Source organism: Roseovarius sp. A46, from assembly GCF_004126395.1.
GTDB classification, from domain to species: domain Bacteria; phylum Pseudomonadota; class Alphaproteobacteria; order Rhodobacterales; family Rhodobacteraceae; genus Roseovarius; species Roseovarius nitratireducens.
This window is the reverse complement of record NZ_PVWS01000014.1, coordinates 1-12,094: the sequence shown is the minus strand read 5'-3', so window position 1 is coordinate 12,094 and position 12,094 is coordinate 1. Positions and strand designations below refer to the sequence as shown.

The 12,094-nt window shown below is 65.5% G+C and carries 11 protein-coding genes and 2 pseudogenes; 8 read left to right on the top strand and 5 right to left on the bottom strand.

Annotated features, from left to right (window positions below; translation table 11 throughout):
• Positions 1-16: 16 nt before the first annotated feature.
• The gene (locus C6W92_RS09045) at positions 17-1,465 is read left to right on the top strand and encodes a biotin carboxylase (protein ID WP_129432664.1); all 1,449 of its coding nucleotides are present in this window, start codon (positions 17-19) and stop codon (positions 1,463-1,465) included.
• Between the two features lie 8 nt (positions 1,466-1,473).
• The gene (locus tag C6W92_RS09040; protein ID WP_129432663.1) at positions 1,474-2,448 is read left to right on the top strand and encodes a C45 family peptidase; all 975 of its coding nucleotides are present in this window, start codon (positions 1,474-1,476) and stop codon (positions 2,446-2,448) included.
• 13 nt (positions 2,449-2,461) lie between these two features.
• Here the strand turns inward: C6W92_RS09040 and C6W92_RS09035 are convergent, their stop codons facing one another.
• Positions 2,462-3,238, bottom strand: a complete 777-nt coding sequence (locus tag C6W92_RS09035; RefSeq protein WP_129432662.1) for an enoyl-CoA hydratase — start codon at positions 3,236-3,238, stop codon at positions 2,462-2,464.
• 81 nt (positions 3,239-3,319) lie between these two features.
• Positions 3,320-4,171: a bifunctional DNA-formamidopyrimidine glycosylase/DNA-(apurinic or apyrimidinic site) lyase gene (gene mutM / locus C6W92_RS09030; protein ID WP_129432661.1), complete on the bottom strand. Its 852-nt coding sequence runs from the start codon at positions 4,169-4,171 to the stop codon at positions 3,320-3,322.
• 96 nt (positions 4,172-4,267) lie between these two features.
• On the opposite strand from mutM, the gene ubiE reads away from it, so the two are divergent.
• Both ubiE and ubiB read left to right on the top strand, forming a co-directional pair.
• Positions 4,268-5,011 (top strand): bifunctional demethylmenaquinone methyltransferase/2-methoxy-6-polyprenyl-1,4-benzoquinol methylase UbiE, encoded by a 744-nt coding sequence (gene ubiE, locus C6W92_RS09025; RefSeq protein ID WP_129432660.1) that lies wholly within the window; start codon positions 4,268-4,270, stop codon positions 5,009-5,011.
• Positions 5,008-6,540, top strand: coding sequence for a 2-polyprenylphenol 6-hydroxylase (ubiB, locus tag C6W92_RS09020; RefSeq protein WP_129432659.1), 1,533 nt, complete (start codon positions 5,008-5,010; stop codon positions 6,538-6,540). The genes ubiE and ubiB overlap by 4 nt, the downstream gene beginning before the upstream one ends.
• Before the next feature lie 30 nt (positions 6,541-6,570).
• Here the strand turns inward: ubiB and C6W92_RS09015 are convergent, their stop codons facing one another.
• Both C6W92_RS09015 and C6W92_RS17685 read right to left on the bottom strand, forming a co-directional pair.
• Positions 6,571-7,254 carry a flagellar hook capping FlgD N-terminal domain-containing protein gene (locus C6W92_RS09015; protein ID WP_129432658.1) on the bottom strand — a complete coding sequence of 228 codons (684 nt, stop codon included), beginning with the start codon at positions 7,252-7,254 and terminating at the stop codon, positions 6,571-6,573.
• Positions 7,255-7,266: 12 nt separating this feature from the next.
• A complete protein-coding gene (locus tag C6W92_RS17685) occupies positions 7,267-7,794 on the bottom strand; it encodes a flagellar hook-length control protein FliK (RefSeq protein ID WP_164989208.1) in 528 nt (175 codons plus the stop codon).
• Positions 7,795-9,377: 1,583 nt separating this feature from the next.
• Between C6W92_RS17685 and C6W92_RS09005 the strand changes: the two genes are divergently transcribed.
• On the top strand, positions 9,378-9,635 hold the full coding sequence (locus tag C6W92_RS09005; protein WP_129432656.1) for a rod-binding protein: 258 nt from the start codon (positions 9,378-9,380) through the stop codon (positions 9,633-9,635).
• Positions 9,622-9,981 carry a flagellar protein FlgN gene (locus C6W92_RS09000; RefSeq protein ID WP_129432655.1) on the top strand — a complete coding sequence of 120 codons (360 nt, stop codon included), beginning with the start codon at positions 9,622-9,624 and terminating at the stop codon, positions 9,979-9,981. Before C6W92_RS09005 ends, C6W92_RS09000 begins: the two co-directional genes overlap by 14 nt.
• 51 nt (positions 9,982-10,032) lie before the next feature.
• Here the strand turns inward: C6W92_RS09000 and C6W92_RS08995 are convergent.
• Positions 10,033-10,653, bottom strand: a pseudogene (locus C6W92_RS08995) (DDE-type integrase/transposase/recombinase); the annotation flags it as partial.
• A gap of 98 nt (positions 10,654-10,751) precedes the next feature.
• On the opposite strand from C6W92_RS08995, the pseudogene C6W92_RS08990 reads away from it, so the two are divergent.
• A pseudogene (locus tag C6W92_RS08990) lies at positions 10,752-10,949 on the top strand (IS3 family transposase); the annotation flags it as partial.
• 81 nt (positions 10,950-11,030) lie between these two features.
• On the top strand, positions 11,031-11,813 hold the full coding sequence (locus tag C6W92_RS08985) for an FkbM family methyltransferase (RefSeq protein WP_129432654.1): 783 nt from the start codon (positions 11,031-11,033) through the stop codon (positions 11,811-11,813).
• Positions 11,814-12,094: the final 281 nt, after the last annotated feature.

Below are 12,094 nucleotides of genomic sequence, written 5' to 3'. Positions count from 1 at the left end.
AGGGAGGTGACACGACATGCCAAAGAAGGTCCTCAAGAACATCTCGGAAATCCGCCGGTATTTCCATACCAACAAGGACCCGATCTATTTCGTCTCGGCCACCAATTTCAACCTGCTCGGGCTCGACGAATGGGTAAAGAATTTCATGTATATCTGTTACATGGACTGTTTCGACGGACGCCATCCCAACGTGTTCGTGCCCGACGAAATGCCGCATGACGAGTTTCAGTCGATCGAGGACATCAACAACTACCTGCTTCAGCACAAGGATGTGGTGGACCTCGTCAAGCGGCGCGGCGGCAAGCCGAAATTCGTGTTCCTGATGTTCGACGAGACCACCGAGAGGCTGGTCAAGGAGCTGGGTGGCGAACTCTGGTTTCCCAAGGCCAAGCTGCGCACGCGCTGCGACAACAAGATCGAGACGGTGCGCATCGGCGACAAGGCCGGCGTGCCGTCGGTGCCCAACACGCTGAGCGTGGTCAAGAGCTACAAGCACCTGCGCGAAGTCTGCGACAAGGCAGGGCTTGGGCACGACCTGGTGCTGCAATCGGCGTTCGGGGATTCGGGGCACACCACGTTCTTCATCAAGTCCGAGGCCGATTTCCGCAAGCACGAGCACGAGATCGTCGGCGAGGGCGAGATCAAGATCATGAAGCGGATCGACTGCCGTGGCTCGGCGATCGAGGCCTGCGCCACCAAGGAGGGCACCATCGTCGGCCCGCTGATGACCGAGCTGGTGGGCTTCAAGGAGCTGACGCCCTATCGCGGCGGCTGGTGCGGCAACGAGATATTCTCGACCGCGTTCCCGCCCAAGGCCCGGCAGAAGGCACGCGAATTGACATTCCAGTTCGGCGAGCAGCTTCGCAAGGAGGGGTACCGCGGGTATTTCGAACTCGATTTCCTGATCGACAAGAAGACCGGCGAGCTGTGGCTGGGCGAATTGAACCCGCGCATCACCGGCGCAAGCTCGATGACCAACCACGCCGCCTTTGCCCATGCCGATGCGCCGCTGTTCCTGTTCCACCTGCTGGAGTTTTCCAAGAAGCCCTTCGACCTCGACGTCGAGGAACTCAACGCGCGCTGGGCCGATCCCGACATGATCGACAGCTGGTCGCAGATGGTCATCAAGCACACCGATGACAGCGTCGATATCGTCACCGACGCACCGCAATCGGGCATCTACAAGATGCTCGTGGACGGAAGGGTGGTGTTCGACCGGTTCGACTATCACCGCCGCGCGGTGGGCGAGAACGAGGCGTTTTTCCTGCGCATCCTCAAGCCGGGCGATTACCGCTATGAGGGGGCCGACCTCGGCATCCTTGTGACACGCGGTCGGTCGATGACCAACGGGTTCCGCCTTACCGAGCGTTCCAACAAGTGGATACACGGGATCAAGAGCGCGTTCTCGGCCCGCCCGCTGCCCTCGGCACAGGCGCTGGAGGACCCGGGCTTCAAGATCATGTAGGGCAGCGCATGGCTCTCGTCTTCCGTGCCTTGCGCGAGGAGCAGCCCGGTCCGAAACTGGCCGGGCTGTTTCGCGAATTCTGGCCCGCCTATCACAAGTGGTGGGCGAGCGAGGGGTATGTTGCGCGCCCCACCTACATGGAATGCCGCCGCGCCATCGCCACGCACATGCCCGAGATGCTGGCGCTTTTCGACACGCTGGCCGACGTCGCGGGCGGCGGCGACAGCGCGGCGCGGTTTCTCAGCTTCTACTGCCCGCCGAAATACCTCTCGGGGTGCAGCCAGGCGATCTGGCAGGGCGACGAGCCGCTGATGGTGCGCAATTACGATTACAGTTCGCGGGCCTTCGACGCGGTGGTGCTGCATACCGGCTGGAACGGGCGACGGGTGATGGGCATGGCAGACGGTCTGTGGGGGCTGCTCGACGGGGTCAACGACGCGGGGCTGGCGGTGTCGCTCACCTTCGGCGGGCGGCGCGAGGTGGGCGAAGGCTTCGGCGTGCCGCTGATCCTACGCTACGTACTCCAGACCTGCGAGACGGCGGCGGAGGCATGCGCCACGCTTGCTCGCGTGCCCTGCCACATGAGCTACAACGTCACCGTTCTCGACCGCGCGCGCGAGTTCGCTACAATCTACCTGACACCGGACCGCGAGGCCATCGTCACCGGCGCGCCGGTGGCAACCAACCATCAGGAGCGGGTGGAATGGGCGCAGCACGCGCGCTTTACCGCCACGGTGGAGCGCGAGCGGTTCCTGTTGTCGCGGCTGACGCTGCACCCCGACCGACAGGACCGCTTCATCGACGCATTCCTGCGCCCACCGCTCTATTCCACGGCGTTCGGGGCGGGGTTCGGCACCCTCTACACCGCCGCCTACCGCCCGCGCGCCGGGCGGATGGAGCTTCTGTGGCCCGACCTGCGCTGGCTATTCACGCTGGATGGGTTCGAGGAAGGCGCGCGGCACATCTACGTGCCCGAGGGCTGAGCCGCCTGCCCGATCACTTGTCGCGGAACTGTGCCTCGCGCTTCTCGGCGAAGGCGGCCATGCCCTCTTTCTGGTCGTCGGTGGCAAAGAGCGAGTGGAACACGCGCCGCTCGAACAACAACCCCTCGCGCAGCGTCGTCTCGAAGGAGCGGTTGACCGCCTCCTTGGCCGCCATCACGGAAATCCGCGATTTCTCGGCGATCTTCTGCGCCGCCGACATCGCCTCTTCCATCAGCTTCTTGGCGGGCACGATGCGGCTCACGAGGCCTGCGCGCTCGGCCTCATCGGCATCCATGAAACGTCCGGTCAGGTTCATGTCCATCGCCTTGGCCTTGCCGATGGCGCGGGTCAGGCGCTGCGTGCCGCCAAGCCCGGCGATGACGCCGAGATTGATCTCGGGCTGGCCGAATTTCGCGGTGTCCGAGCAGATGATGAAATCGCACATCATCGCCAGTTCGCAGCCACCGCCCAGCGCATAGCCTGACACCGCGGCGATGATCGGCTTGCGGATGCGCATGATGGCGTCGCTGTCGGCGGTGAAGAGATCCTCGGTAAACACGTCCACGAAGCCCTTGCCGCTCATCATCTTGATGTCGGCCCCGGCGGCAAACGCCTTTTCCGAGCCGGTGAGCACGATGCAGCGCACCTTGTCGTTGGTCTGTGCCTCGGTGAGCGCGCGAGCCAGTTCCGACATGAGCTGATCGTTGAGTGCGTTGAGCGCGTCGGGGCGGTTCAGCTTGATGAGGGCGACGTGGTCTTCCACTTCGACGATGATCGTCTCATAGGCCATGAAGTCTGCTTTCGGTGGTTTCGGAAGGGTCGACTGGTCTGGTCAAACCGAGTCATTACCATTCTGGCGCGCCCGATCAACCTATCTTTGGCAGCGCGGGCAGTAGAAGCTGGACCGTGCGGATTGCACGATGCGGGCGATTTGCGCGTCGCAGCCGGGGCCGTGACAGGGCGCACCCTCGCGCCCGTAGACGTCAAAGGCGTGCTGAAAATAACCCAGTTCGCCATCGGCCTGCCGGTAGTCGCGCAGCGACGAGCCCCCCGCCGCGATGGCGTCGCGGAGCACGTCGCGGATCGCGGGGACAAGCCGGGCGATGCGGCGGGGCCCGAGGTTGCCTGCCAGTCGCCGTGGCGAGATGCGGGCGCGAAAAAGCGCCTCGCAGGCGTAGATATTGCCCAGCCCCGCGACGATTCGCTGATCGAGCAGCGCCGCCTTGACGGGCGTGCGGCGCCCGGCGAGCGCAGTGGCGAGATGCGTCTCGTGAAAGGCATTGCCCAGGGGTTCGGGCCCCAGCCGCGCCAGTAGCGGGTGCGCCTCGGCAACCTCGGTCGCCATCAGGTCCATCGCGCCAAAGCGGCGCGGGTCATTGAAGGTGATACGCGCCCGGTTCTCCATGTCGAGCACGACATGGTCGTGCTTCTCCGGGGCAGGATGGTCATGCACGAAGCGGCCCAGCGGGTCGCCCGAAACGAGCATCCGCCCCGACATGCCAAGGTGCACGAGCAGCGTCTCGCCCGTGGAGAGATCGGCCAGCAGGTATTTCGACCGCCGCCGCAGCGCCAGCACGCGGGCGCCGGTGAGACGCGCGGCCATGTCCGGCGGAAACGGCCAGCGCAGGTCGGGGCGGTTGACGCGCGCACGCGCGATCACGTCTCCTTCCATCACGGGCGCAAGGCCGCGTCGAACGGTTTCGACCTCGGGCAGTTCGGGCATCGGGCACCTCGGCGCGTGAAAGGGGCGCATTGTCACCCCCGGTGAGCGCCCTATAAGAAGGGCGAGTGACAGGAACGGCAAGAGCCGGGGCAGGCGATGAGCGAGAAAACCACGCATTTCGGATACCAGGAGGTGCCCGAATCGGAGAAGGCGGGGCGCGTGCGCGGGGTCTTTGGCTCGGTGGCGTCGAAATACGACGTGATGAACGACGCCATGTCCTTCGGGATTCACCGGGTCTGGAAGGACGCCATGATGGACTGGCTCGCGCCGCGGCCAGGTCAGCGGCTGCTGGACGTGGCGGGGGGCACCGGCGACATTTCGTTCCGGTTTCTCAAGCGCGCGGGGCACGGCCATGCCACCGTGCTCGACCTGACCGAAGAGATGCTGGTGGAAGGGCGCAGGCGCGCCGAGGCGGAAGCGCTGGCCCAGAGCCTCGACTGGGTGCTGGGCGACGCGATGGCGCTGCCCTTCGACGACAACAGTTTCGACGTCTACACGATCAGCTTCGGCATCCGCAACGTGACCCGCCCCGAGGACGCGCTTGCCGAGGCGTTTCGCGTGCTGCGCCCCGGCGGGCGGCTCATGGTGCTGGAATTCAGCCAGATCCCCAACGAGCTGATGCAAAAGGTCTATGACCTCTATTCCTTCAACATCATCCCGCGGCTGGGGCAGGCGATCGCGAATGATCGCGACAGCTATCAATACCTGGTGGAATCGATCCGCCGCTTTCCCGACCAGGAAACATTCCTCGGCATGGTGCGCGACGCGGGCTTTGCCAACGCGAAGTACCGTAATCTGAGCATGGGTATCGCCTGCCTGCATTCGGGCTGGAAGATTTGAGGGGGCCGCACAATATCCTGCGGCTCATCCGCACCGGCGCAACGCTCGAGCGCACCGGCGCGATGGGCCTCATCATGGAGGCGTTCGAGGCACCGCCGCTGGTGCGTGCGACGATGCGCACGCTCGCCTGGCCGTTTCAGTGGCTGGGCTACCCGGGCGACGCCACGATGCCGCCTGCGGTGCGCGCGCTCACGGCGCTGGGGCCCGCCTATATCAAGTTCGGCCAAATCCTCAGCACGCGACCCGATCTCGTGGGCGAGGAACTGGCGGCGCAGCTACGCGTGCTGCAGGACAAGCTGCCGCCCTTTTCCCTCGACACCGCCAAGGCCAGTATCGCCGCCGAGCTGGGCCGTCCGGTAGACGAGATGTTCGACGATTTCAGCCCGCCGGTGGCCGCGGCCTCGATCGCCCAGGTGCACAAGGCGCGGCTGCGCGAAGACGGCGAGACCGTGGCCATCAAGGTGCTGCGCCCGGGGATCGAGCGGGCGTTTCGCCGCGACATCGACGCCTTCTATTTCGCCGCCCGCATGGTCGAGGTGCTGGCCCCGGGCGCGCGGCGGCTGCGGCCTACGGATGTGATCGCGCATTTCGACGGCGTTGTGACGGCCGAACTTGACCTGCGGCTTGAGGCGGCCTCGGCCTCGGAATTCGCGGCCAATACCGGCGCGGACGAGGGGTTTCGGCTGCCTGACGTGCGCTGGCACCTGTCCTCGCGCCGGGTGATGACGATGGAATGGGCCGATGGTGTGCCGTTGGGCGACAATGCCGCGCTCGACGCGGCTGGGCACGACCGGGTGGCGCTGGCGGCGCGGGTGCTGCAGCTTTTTCTCAGCCATGCGCTGCGTGACGGGTATTTTCATGCCGATATGCACCAGGGCAACCTCAAGGTGGCCGCGAATGGCGATATCCTCGCCTATGATTTCGGGATCATGGGCCATATCGACGAATATACCCGCCGCGTCTATGCCGAGATACTCTACGGCTTCATCAAGCGCGATTACCGCCGGGTGGCCGAGGTGCATTTCGAGGCCGGTTACGTGCCGCGCGATCAGGACGTGGACGCCTTTGCCCGCGCGTTGCGCGCGGTGGGCGAGCCGATCTTCGGCATGGACGCGAGCCGCATCTCGATGGGCAGCCTGCTGAGCTATCTCTTCGAAGTGACCGAGCGGTTCGGCATGGAGACACGCACCGAGCTGATCCTGTTGCAACGCACGATGGTGGTGGTCGAAGGCGTGGCACGCTCGCTCGATCCGCAGATCAACATCTGGCAGGTCGCGCGGCCCGTGGTGGAGGATTACATCCGCGGCGAGATGGGCCCGCGTGCGGCTCTGCGCGACCTGGGGCGCACAGCCATGGTGCTGTCGCGCTACGGCCCGCGCCTGCCCGGCCTCGTCGAGGCGGCACTGATCAGGCAGGCAGCCCCGGAGACAACCACGCCACCGCGCCGTTGGCCGGGACGGCTTTTGTGGGGCGCGGCGGGCATCGCGCTGGGCGCAGGAGCCGCGCTGCTGGGGATGGCGCTGTTCTAGGGCTCCGGGTGCGGTCGCGCGGTGCGCGGATCAAGCGGGCGGCGGACGCAGGCCGATCACCTCATCGGGGATAACGCTCTGCCCGTTATCCAGCACGAGCCGCACCTCGCCGTCGTCGAGCCGCGCCTCCGCAACGCGGCTGCGCATATGCACGTCGTGGCTTGCGACCGTCTCGCCCGCGATGAGCGACAGCACCGAGAGCGTATAGCTGCCCTCCGGCAGCGGCTGACCTTGCCGATCGCGCGCTTCCCACAGTAACGGGCCGCTCTTGGCGGGCAGCGCGGACCGTGCCACCACGGCCCCTTGCGCATTGGTGACGACCAGTTCGGCGGTGTCGGCGCTCGGATCGACGGCCACCTCGACCTCCACCGGATCGCCGGTGAACTGAACCGCCGCGCGCACCTCGGCCTCGAGCCCGATCCAGCCCGGGAATTGCGCCATACCAAGCGTCGCCAACTGCGAGCCGAGACCGGTCAGCAACTCGTTCGTCTTCACTTGTTGCTCGACCGAGGAGAAGGTAGCGAGCTGCACCGCGAAATCGGCAGAATCGACGGGGTTGAGGGGATCCTGGTTCTGCAATTGCGTGGTCAGCATCCGCAGGAACGTCTCGAAATCCGAACTGAGCGCGTTGTTGCCTCCGGTCTCGGCCCCGTCCGCGGTGGAAGGCGCCACGGGCGCGGCGGGAGCGGGGGCGATGCCTGTCAAAGGTTCCATGATCTGTCCTTTCTAGAGCCTGATATCGAGCCGGTCTCCCAGCATGAGCAGCGCCGCTTGCGAGGGCCGCGCGGTGTCGGGCGGCGGGGCTGCAAGCGCGGGAGCGGGCGCAAGGTCGGGCGCACCGGGATCGGCATCTGCGCCCGGCCCGCCCTGTGCAAAATCGAACTGCGCGCCCTCATATCCGATCTCGAGGAATTCGCGTGCCAGCAGGTCGATGTTGCGGCGCATGAGATCGAGCGTCTCGGGACGGTCGGCGGTGATCGTCACGCTGAGTCCGCCCTCGGAGGGATGCAGGCGCAGGCGCACGCGGCCAAGCTCCTCGGGGCTGAGGCTGAGCTCGATCGTGCCGCGCCCGGCGCCGACCGCACCCGCCGCCGCATGGGCGACCCGGAGCGCGATCTGCCGGGGGATATCTTGCGCCGCAGCACCCTGTGGCGCTGGCGGCGAAAGAGAGGGGGCCTGCAGCGCAGGGACATCTTGCTCAGGCGTGGCGAAGCCCGGATCGGCGCGGCCCGTAAGGTCCGCCGCGAGCCGCATCGCGGCGGCGAAGCCCGTGGAGGCATCGGCCTGCAACGGTGCACTAGGCGGCGGCGAGACCACGGTGAGCGCCGGAAATACGGGCGCAGCGCGCGGTCCGACAACGCGTGGCGCGTCAAAGCGCCCTATCGGGACAGAGGATGCGGCGATTGGTGCCCACCTCTTGCCCTCGGCAGGGATGGTCAGGTTCGGCGCGGGGGCGAATGGGGAAAGTGGTGGTGCCTCGGGATGCGGCGTCGCGGCCCCGGGCTGCACCGCGACAGCAGCCTGCGGCACAGATGCGGCGGGCGCGGGGGACGCGCGCCCAGCCGGTGCCGGTGGCGCGGCCAGCGACTTCCGCGGCTGGGCGGGGAAATCAGGACCATCACCTCCTGCATGTTGTGACTGGCCTCCCCCGTCGGAAACGGCCGGGACACGCGGAGCGGACACCGCGATCTGCCGTGCCTCTTGCGCCCCGCCCCGCCCCGGCAGGGCAGCGTACCCGGCCTTCGTGGCGCGCGTCGTGGACCCGACACCCTCTTCGCCCGATCCCGGTATGCGGGCCGGGGACTGCGGCAGTATGGCCCGGGCCTGTGCCGTAACGGCAACCGCAGCCTGCGCAGCGGCCCCCCGGTTTGGCGTAGCGACGAGGGCCGGTCGCGACGCATCGGGCGCGTCGGCAGCGAGGGGCGGCCGGGGCCGCGCGGACGTGACGGATGCATCGGGTGTGTCCGGCGTTTCGGGCGCGCCGGGCGCGGTGCCACCGGCCTCCATCGGTGCAGCACGCCCATCAGGAACGGCCGTGACGCGCGGAGAAGCTGTTGCAACGGATCGCGCGTCCGGTGCCCCCGCTTGCCCAGGCCGGGCGACGGGGCCACTGTCCTGCGGTCGTTCACCTGAGCCCGCGCCCGCCCCGCCCTGTTCGGGCAAACGGGCTGGTGCCTGCGTGGCGGTAGTGGTGGACGGGGGCGCCTGCGCGTGGTGCGATGCAGGCGTTGGCGTCGCGATGTGGCGCGCCGTGGCGTCCGCCGACGTTGCGTCATGCGGCGGCACGGTCCCGACCCGCTGCACCGCGTCAACCTGTGGCATCACCCCGAATGACCGCATCGCGTCGCTATCGCCGGGGGCAGCCACGATCGCGGTCTCCGCGTCATCGGCCCCATCCGCACCCTGACTGTTACCCGGCACTGCGGCAGTCACGCGCCTCACCCCCGACGTGGCGGGCCCCGGCGCGGCGGCGCCCGCCACGGCAAAGGGCACGTCATCCCCGGTCGCCATGTCGGGCACGGGCGCATCCGGCGCGTCCGATCCGTCGGCCCCACCCGCGCCCATGACCGCAGCAAAGGCACGACCCGCACCGGGAGGAGCCGTTGCGGCACCGGGCCGCGCCACGACGCCGGCCGTCGCCGGTACCGGCCCGGACGATCCACCGCTGAACCCTGTGAAAGTCATCATGCGCCTTTACCCCGTCCGATATCCGTTCCGCATTGGAACCTCGCAGAATTCGGTTACCGGTTCTTTACGGCTTTGCGGTTTGATGGGGTGAAATTCCAACAATTCGAGGTAATGCCATGCTCTCTGCTCCATCGTTTTCGACCCCCCACATGGACACCACCCCGCCCGGCCCGGACACAGCGCGACGCGACGCCGCCGAGGCGCTCGAGGCCAGCTTTCTGGCGGAAATGCTCAAGGCGACCGGCCTTGGCGAGCAAAAGAACAACTTCAGCGGAAGCACGGGCGAGAGCCAGTTCGCATCGTTTCACCGCGAGGCTGTCGCCCGCGAGATCGTGAACAAGGGCGGGATCGGCCTTGCTGACATGATCGAAGCAGCCATGAAGGAGACGGCCCATGACAGCGCCTGATCCCGACGACCTTCACACCCGGCTCGATTCGTTGCTCGCACGCGAACGCGCAGCGCTCTTGTCGGGCGATTTGCACGCGGTGGCCGCGCTGGCCCGGGAAAAGGAGGCGCTTGTAGAAGAGCTCGGGCGCCTTGACCCCGGGGCGCTTGAGGCCCTGCGGCACCTCGGCGATACGGCGCGGCGCAACCAGGTTCTGCTCGACGGCACGCTTCAGGGCATTCGCCTCGCGGCGGGGCGGCTCTCGGCCTATCGCCGCCTGCGCGGCACGATGGAGACCTACGACCCCCAGGGCCGCAAGACGACCATCGCGGGCATCCTGTCCCACAAGGTCGAACGCCGGGCATGACCGGATTTGTCTCAAATGCGCGCGAAATCACCGGGGGCGATTAGCACTCCATTAGGTGTTAAGTCCCGGCATCTGTTGGATCGGGTCGAGGATGAAACGATCCGGCTCTGAAATCCAGACCTTGCAGATGTATTCGTATGGCGTGAGGCCACCGAGGGTCTTGAGGCGCCGGGCGAAATTGTAGGCTGCCATGAAGTCTGTGAGGTGTGTGCGCAGTTGATCGTGGCTGTCGTAGTGGAAGCGCTTGACGTTCAGCGGGAAAACGATCCCCCGGATCGTTTTCTGCTCCGCCTCACCTTCCTTGATCGTCCGATTCATCCTCTCGACCTGGCCGTCCCTCGGGAAAACAGTCCCCCGGACTGTTTTCTGATCCTCGGAACTCCACGGGTGGTTGGGTTTGGTTAACCGGTGTTCGATCCTGTTCGCCTCGCAGATCATGTCGAAGCGCATCGGCCGTGAATAGGCTGTATTCCTGTTGCGCGGCTGCTCGGCGAACTGGATGCCGTTGTCGGTCAGGATCGTGTGGACCTGGTAGGGCACGGCCTCGAGCATGTGCTGCAAGAACTCCCATGCGGTGCGCCTGTCGGCCTTCTCGACGAGTTGGGTCACCGCGAACTTGCTTGTTCGGTCAATGCCGACGAAGAGATAGAGCTTGCCCTGGGCGGTCTGCACCTNTCCCGAGGGACGGCCAGGTCGAGAGGATGAATCGGACGATCAAGGAAGGTGAGGCGGAGCAGAAAACGATCCGGGGGATCGTTTTCCCGCTGAACGTCAAGCGCTTCCACTACGACAGCCACGATCAGCTCCGCGCACATCTCACAGACTTCATGGCAGCCTACAATTCCGCCCGGCGCCTCAAGACCCTCGGTGGCCTCACGCCATACGAATACATCTGCAAGGTCTGGATTTCAGAGCCGGATCGTTTCATCCTCGACCCGATCCAACAGATGCCGGGACTGAACACATAGCCCGAGGCACACTCGAAGTCCATGAATTGATTCTCGCGCCTATTTAGCGACAATGGCGAGAGACAGAGAGGTTAACATTTGATGCCTGCAATCGGATCCACTGAACGTACGGTTTATGCGCCTGAGCAGGCAGCCATCATCGATGGCTTTTTACGGCCGCAGGCTGGGGGAGCACCGTTGATCCGGATAGGTGATTTCGGGGATGGCGGCTACCTTTTGCCTGACGATCTGCACGGGATCGTAGCGTGCTATTCGCCAGGCGTGTCAGAACGAGCCTCTTTCGAGTTGGACTTGGCGAAGCGAGGCATCCGCTCTTTCATGGCCGATGCATCGGTCGAAAAGCCGCCGATGGATATCCCCGGGGCTGAATTTATGCCGAAGTTCCTCGGCGACCGGAACGAAGGCGACACGATGACGTTGGAAACATGGGTGAGTGGGACCGACCCGGAACCTACAGCGGACCTGTTGTTGCAGATGGATATCGAGGGGGCGGAATACGCGACCCTAGCTTCCGCCTCGCGGGATCTGCTCCGGCGTTTCCGAATGATCGTGATCGAGTGGCATCACTTGCCGTCGGTATTGACCAAGCCGCGGTTCCAGAACAAGGCCATGGCCGCGATCGACAAGCTCCGCGACGATTTTGTAACGGTCCACCTTCATGCCAATAACGTAGCGGGCAGTGTCGTAATCGATGGTGAGGCAATCCCCCGGGTGGTCGAGGCGACGCTGCTCAGACGTGACCGGGCTGGCGATTTGCGTCCCGTAATGGCGGATGAGCTGCCGCACCCGCTGGATCGCCGGCACGCCCCGCGTCGGCCCTGGCTGGCACTGCCCGAGCGATGGCTGGGCGCGTGTGAGTCATAATATGGGATAATGCGCCATCATGGCGAACGATGACCTGGAGGGACGCTAACTGACACTTTCCCAGAAGTTTGGCGAATGGCTGCCGCCCCGGACCAATGGACTCCTTATACCCTGAAGAGTGACTTTCAAGTTTCTATTAAAATGTGTGCTGAGTCTTGAGTATCCACGCCCTGGAGCAAACCCTCCGACTTCCAGTCGGACCTGCTTCAGCGTGAAAGAATCGTGTTATGATCGTACCCTCAGAAAAATGAGCCGCAGCCGGGTCGAAGGCTCATTTTTCT